General features: G+C 32.6%; 5 protein-coding genes. 4 read left to right on the forward strand and 1 reads right to left on the reverse strand.

Annotation, left to right across the window (positions count from 1 at the left end; translation table 11 throughout):
• Positions 1 to 135: 135 nt before the first annotated feature.
• Positions 136 to 540 (forward strand): hypothetical protein, encoded by a 405-nt coding sequence (locus ACKI4K_RS06700; protein ID WP_407423499.1) that lies wholly within the window; start codon positions 136 to 138, stop codon positions 538 to 540.
• A 96-nt stretch (positions 541 to 636) separates the two neighbouring features.
• Here ACKI4K_RS06700 and ACKI4K_RS06705 read toward each other — a convergent pair whose 3' ends face one another.
• On the reverse strand, positions 637 to 1,341 hold the full coding sequence (locus tag ACKI4K_RS06705; protein ID WP_407423501.1) for a class I SAM-dependent methyltransferase: 705 nt from the start codon (positions 1,339 to 1,341) through the stop codon (positions 637 to 639).
• 877 nt (positions 1,342 to 2,218) lie between these two features.
• Between ACKI4K_RS06705 and ACKI4K_RS06710 the strand changes: the two genes are divergently transcribed.
• The 3 genes from ACKI4K_RS06710 to ACKI4K_RS06720 form a co-directional block, all read left to right on the forward strand.
• Positions 2,219 to 2,671 (forward strand): hypothetical protein, encoded by a 453-nt coding sequence (locus tag ACKI4K_RS06710; protein ID WP_407423503.1) that lies wholly within the window; start codon positions 2,219 to 2,221, stop codon positions 2,669 to 2,671.
• A gap of 46 nt (positions 2,672 to 2,717) precedes the next feature.
• Positions 2,718 to 4,964, forward strand: coding sequence for a peptidoglycan-binding protein (locus ACKI4K_RS06715; RefSeq protein ID WP_407423505.1), 2,247 nt, complete (start codon positions 2,718 to 2,720; stop codon positions 4,962 to 4,964).
• Between the two features lie 451 nt (positions 4,965 to 5,415).
• Positions 5,416 to 6,162 (forward strand): MFS transporter (locus ACKI4K_RS06720; protein WP_407423507.1); only part of this gene is annotated, 747 nt, incomplete at its 3' end.

The raw sequence follows: 6,162 nt of genomic DNA on the forward strand, positions 1-6,162 counted from the left end.
AGGATTATTCCTATTTTTTGCTTTTAGATGCTAACATTTAAATGCTTTCAACATAATAGTTAATATTAAAGCTTGGTGGTGAATAACATATCATTTTATAATAGATTCTCCAATTTAGAAAAAAGGAACAATGGATTGAAATCTCTGTTGTTGCATGACAAGTTGAAACATGGCAGTTATTCATATAAACACCTGGAAGATAAAATATTGCTTATTTTAAATGAATATAAAATTAACAAATCCATCACATTGGCTGCTTTTAACAGTGGATTCAATCCAAATTTGGTGCTTAAATGGTTTGTTGAAGGACAAAAGGGAAATCCTAATTTTGAAATATTTTATGATGGTATAAAAAGAATTAACAATCTCAAAGATAATACGGAAGATTTAGAGATCACTGACAATGATTATGAGATTGAATATGTTGGTGGTAGTTGGGTTTATACTACTTATGTTGATGGTGAAAAAATATCTGTAATTTCATCTGATTTGAATCATTTAAAAGAAAAGGTTTCAGATAAAAATCTCCCTGTTTGTTAGGTTTCAATGAAGATATCCATTATTGGCATGTAGATTTTGTAAGATATGTTTTTTAATAATTGGATGCGAATAAATTTCCGATTCAGTGGATGCCAATTATTTTTTCTTAGAGTTGGATCCCAAATTACTTAATAACCTTTCAAGCTTATTTTGTTTTGCAATTTTTTTATAAGTGGTCTTCCAGGCAATGTCGCCTATTCTCTCCCATTCCTCATCATTTTCCATAAATACGTCAAGAACCCTTTTTATCTGATTTGATTTAATTTGCTCTTCAGGATAATTTTCGAGCATTCTTGAATATCTTTCGGGATCGTTATTCCAATATGGGGAATCATTGAAAGACCAAAAGACATCATCGAAAATAAGTATTCCGCCGGGTTTTATAAGCTTTTTTAATAAGGCTGTCGCCAAGCCGTCATGATAAAAAGTATGCGCCCCATCAAGATATACTAGATCAAACAGATCCTCATTTTCAAGATACAATGAACTTAAGTTCCAGGTATATGAATCGTATGTGGTGTGGGTATTGCCCATGGGATATAGTTTGCAGTTACAGTAATCCAAATCTTTTAAATCGGCTTCAAGTTCGGCCACATCATCTTCAAAAGAGAAAAAATAGAATGAATCAATATCCCTTAATCGTTTAACTATTTCTACTGATGTAACACCTACTCCAACACCTATTTCAGCAACGGTAATAGGCTCTTTTTTAGATTCGAGGAAATCATCCAAGTGTAAAATAACCTGTTTACATGGTTCTGAAATAAATTGTTGTTTCTCTGTATTAATTTTTTCAATCATACTATCTTTTCCTATAATATTTACTTTAAATATCCAACGGATATTGTTTGAATTGATATTTTCGGGTGATATTCAACAATAATATGTATTTCATTGCTTTAATATAGTTCTAAGATTTTCACTCCAAAGCACTCTTTTTTTAAGCAGTAATGAATTTTTCTTCAATTATTTATTTAAATTTTCTTCTTTAATAAATTTTGTGAGTTATTATTTCGCCGATAAGCCAATGTTAAAAATCATATGTCAAAATGCTCTGAAAAAACACTAAAACATTTATTAATTAGTGTGCACAATCTATTTGTATGTCTAGAAACAAGCGTGTTACTATTAGCGTCAATAATGACATTGACTTGAATTTTCGTAGATTAGCCTCCAGTAAGATGTTATTTAAGACAGGATGGTATTCAGTATAGAAACCCTCCACTTTCTGGAATTGCAATACATTTAGTTACGGTTGGCATTGCTGGTTCTAGTTGGGGTTTTTCTATTGATTATGTATCTAATTATTTTTTTTTATAATTGGTTAATCTGGATTTAAATTATATAATTCTTAATCAACAATTTTTCCCGTTTACATAGAATAATAATATTTATAAATTGATTAGGGATGTAAACTTCAATCATCAATATCCTCTGCAAATAGCACATTAATTTTACAATCAACTGTTTTTATTATCCAATTTTGAATAATATTCAAATAGATTTATTAATGGATTGATGCCATACTTAAATATGGTAATAAGAATTCTATCAAAAAAACATTTTTTTTGTGCACATGAAAAAAAATAAGAATTCCTATTGCTCGACATGTCGTGTAAAAAAAAACGGGACAAAACATGCGAAATATTATAGTAAAAAAAGCGAGTTGAATTTAAAAATGGATAAGTTGAAAACAAGAATCTTGCTGATTTCACTACTCCTGGTATTGCTGTTATCCCTTCAGGGAGTATCCGCAGTAACCGATGATAATGAAAACCTAGCAAGCGAAAGTATTGATTTATCTATATGTGATAACACAGATGATGTGAGCTCAGATAAACTATCTGCAGCATATGAACCAAACGACCAGGATGAAGCCTTAAGCGATAATCTAGATACCAGTACATATTCCGGGCTAGCCAGCGAAATAGCCAACGGAAGAGGTACCGTCGTACTGCAACATGACTATTATACTTATGATGAAGGTTCTACTATTACAATTTCTGATAATATCAGAACCCTTGATGGTAACGGTGCAGTTATTGATATGGCAGGATCAAATATTCGGGCATTTAATGTAAATTCTGTTAATGAGGTAACAATTAAAAACCTAACAATCAAAAAATGCTAACTATAAGGGTGATGGCGGAGCTATTTACTTCGATTGGTGGGGTACTGTGACAAATTGTAATTTTATTAATAACTCTGCCAGTTGGGATGGTGGTGCAGTTTACTTCGGGGATGAAGGTACTGTAACAAATTGTAATTTTAATTGTAACAAAGCAACGGGCTTTAATGGATGGGGTGGTGCGATTCTATTTGTTGATACTGGTAATGTAAGAAATTGTAATTTTACTAATAACACCGCAACCAATGGTAATGGGGGTGCTATCAGATTCAATATAGAAGGTACTGTAACAAATTGTAATTTTACTGGCAATAATGCGACTACTGGTTCTGCAATTTACTTCGGTAGCACTTCAGCGACTAAAACTGTTTCCAATTCCTGTTTCTTAAACAACAGGGCGAATGCAGAAGCTTTAGAAGTAACCAAAAATGATAACAATATTACAATTACTTTCAAAGGTAATGATAACCTTTTAAACGCAATCTATTCTAATGGTGAAGTTAGCTTTACCAATGTTACTTATTGGAGTGCAAAGGGAATCGCAAACACTGGAAGTTCCGCTATCAAACCTTCAAGATCTAATAAGGAAGCTGGTCAAAACATCACTGTTGGCGTGGTTGTTAATGGTGAACTTGTTTTGAGTGATGTTAAAGTTACAGATGAGAATGGTATGATTGTTTTGGATATTAGTACTGGTGAAAATTATTACATCAGTGCTCACCATGATGCAGATTCATACTACACTGAAGCTGAAAAAACAATTTCAAACAACACTAAATTCAGTGTGAATGTTACCTCCCAGACAACCAACAACAGGACAGTTAACATCACTGCAAAATCCAACATTCCAAATGAAGTTATAAAAGGTGAATTGCGATTTATCCTCCCAAACAGTGAGGAAATTAGTGCCAATTATGCTGGTAATGGAACCTGGTGGGTGTTATATACATTTGCTGATTATGGAGTCTATGAAGTCAATGCATCATATACTGGATTGGATAGTGTAACTGTCAATAATGCCAATATAACTGTCAATAAAGCCAATTCCACTTTAACTGTTGGGGATATTGTATTTGACTATAATAGTACTGGTTCAACTACAATTTCATTTACTGGTGCTACTGGTGTTGATGCCAGTGTTGTTGAGCATCCTGATGCTAATGTTAATGTAAATGGCAATACCATTACAGTTTCAGGTTTGAATGCTGGCAATTATACTTTAAGTGTCACTACTATTGCAGATGCAAATCACAATAACGTGACAAAAACTGCTAAGGTCACTGTTAACAAGATAAACTCAACTTTAACAGTCAGTAATGTTGTATTTAATTATGGTGATTCAGGCTCTGCTACAGTTTCATTTACTGGTGCTACTGGAGTTAACGCCAGTGTCGATGACCAACCTGATGCTAATGTTAATGTTAATGCTGATTCAATTACAGTCTCAGGTCTGGACGCTGGTAATTACACATTAACAGTTACTACTATTGCTGATGCCAATCACAATAACGTGACTAAAACAGCTAAAATCACTGTCAATAAAATAGACTCAACTTTAACTGTTGAAAATGTCGTATTTGATTATGATAGTACTGGTTCTGCTTCAGTTTCATTTACTGGCGCAATTGGTGTTAATGCTAGTGTTGTTAACCAACCTAACGCTGTTGTTGATGTTGAAGGCAATATTATTACCGTGTCTGGTTTAGATGCAGGAAATTACACTTTAACAGTCACTACTATTGCAGATGCCAATCACAATAACGTGACCAGAACAGCTAAGGTTACTGTCAAAAAGGCAACTCCTAAAATAACTGCTAAAGCAAAAACATTCAAGACAACTACTAAAACCAAGAAATATGTAATTGTCTTGAAGAACAATGTTAATAAGGCAATAAACAAAGCAACAGTATACTTAAAAGTCAGTGGAAAGACCTATAAGGCCACTACAAACAGTAAAGGTAAGGCTACCTTCAAGATCACCAAACTCTCCAAGAAAGGAACCTACAAGGCTGCCATAACCTATAAAGGAAACACTTACTACAACAAAGCTACCAAAAAGGTAACCATTAAGGTTAAGGCTGTTTGGAAAACAGTTTCAAGAGGAAGCAAAGCCATAACTACTGTTAAAAAGATTCAAAAGGCTTTGAAGAAAAACGGATATTATGTTCCATACCCAGTTGATGGAATCTATCAGAAATACACTGAAACTGCTGTCAAACAGTTCCAGAAAGCCAAAGGTCTCAAGGTAACCGGTAAGGTTGACGAAAAAACCGCTAATAAACTTGGATTAATTTAAAAATAAGGATTTAAATTCCTTATTTTACTCTTTTTTCTTTTTAAACATAATAACATATAATTTGCATATGTCATGTTTCCAATTAATATAGTTGATAATTCAATATCTATTTTTTTTTAGATTTGATTTAGTATAACTTTTTTTCACAAAACATTAATCATCAACCAAAAAATATCTTAATCACCAACTAGCAAATATGTTAAAATCGAATGCTGCATTAACTAACTGAACAATCCCCTCTCCACATTAAAGTTTTTGTTGTATTGTCTTCAAATGCAAAAAATGGTCTGTCATTTTCAGGATATTTTAATGAAACTCTCATTGTATCAATTGAACTACCTCAACAAGTCAAAAAATTTAATCATTGGTAAATATCAAATATATATTATACTTATGTTTAAAAGTCGTTATGTTAAAATATTTAAAAGTAATATGTTGGAGGATTATAAATATGAATGAAAGGGCTAACAAAAATTCTTGGATTCCATTAATAGTTGTAGCTTGTGCTTCTTTTATTATAGTATTGGACTCTTTATTTATGAATGTTAGTATTTCTCATGTTGTTGCTGATTTGAATACTGATGTTAGCACTATTCAAATGCTTGTGTCGTTTAATACTCTTATTACGGCTGCGTTAATACTGCTCAGTACCAAACTTCAGGACATAGTCGGTAAAAAGAAACTGTTTTTTATTGGTGCTGCACTTTTTGGTATAGGCATATTTACTGCAGTAATAAGTTCAAGTGTTATAATGTTTTTTGTCGGATGGTCAGCGATTAAAGGTGTTGCCGGGGCATTAATGCTGCCGGCTATAGTTTCAATAATAAGCGGAACATATTCAGGCAAAAAACGTACAATTGCTTTGGCAACTCTGGGGATAATGGCAGGACTTGCAGATGCTTTTGCTCCACTCATTGGTGGGGTTATTACAACTTATTTCAGTTGGAGATATGCTTTTGCATTCGAATTAATATTCATTTTCTTTATTTTAGTAATGCAAAATAAAATACCTAATTTCAAACCTACTGAATCTAAAAACGATTTGGACATTATAGGTGCTATAATTTCTAGTATAGGGCTTGTTTTGCTTGTACGTGGTATTTTGACTTTGACTAAGGATGTTACTACCAGTATAGGTGAGATAATTTTGGGATTAATAGTCCTTGCAATCTTTATATGGTATGAACTCAAAAGAAAA

The organism is Methanobrevibacter sp. (assembly GCF_045644645.1).
Classification (GTDB): domain Archaea; phylum Methanobacteriota; class Methanobacteria; order Methanobacteriales; family Methanobacteriaceae; genus Methanocatella.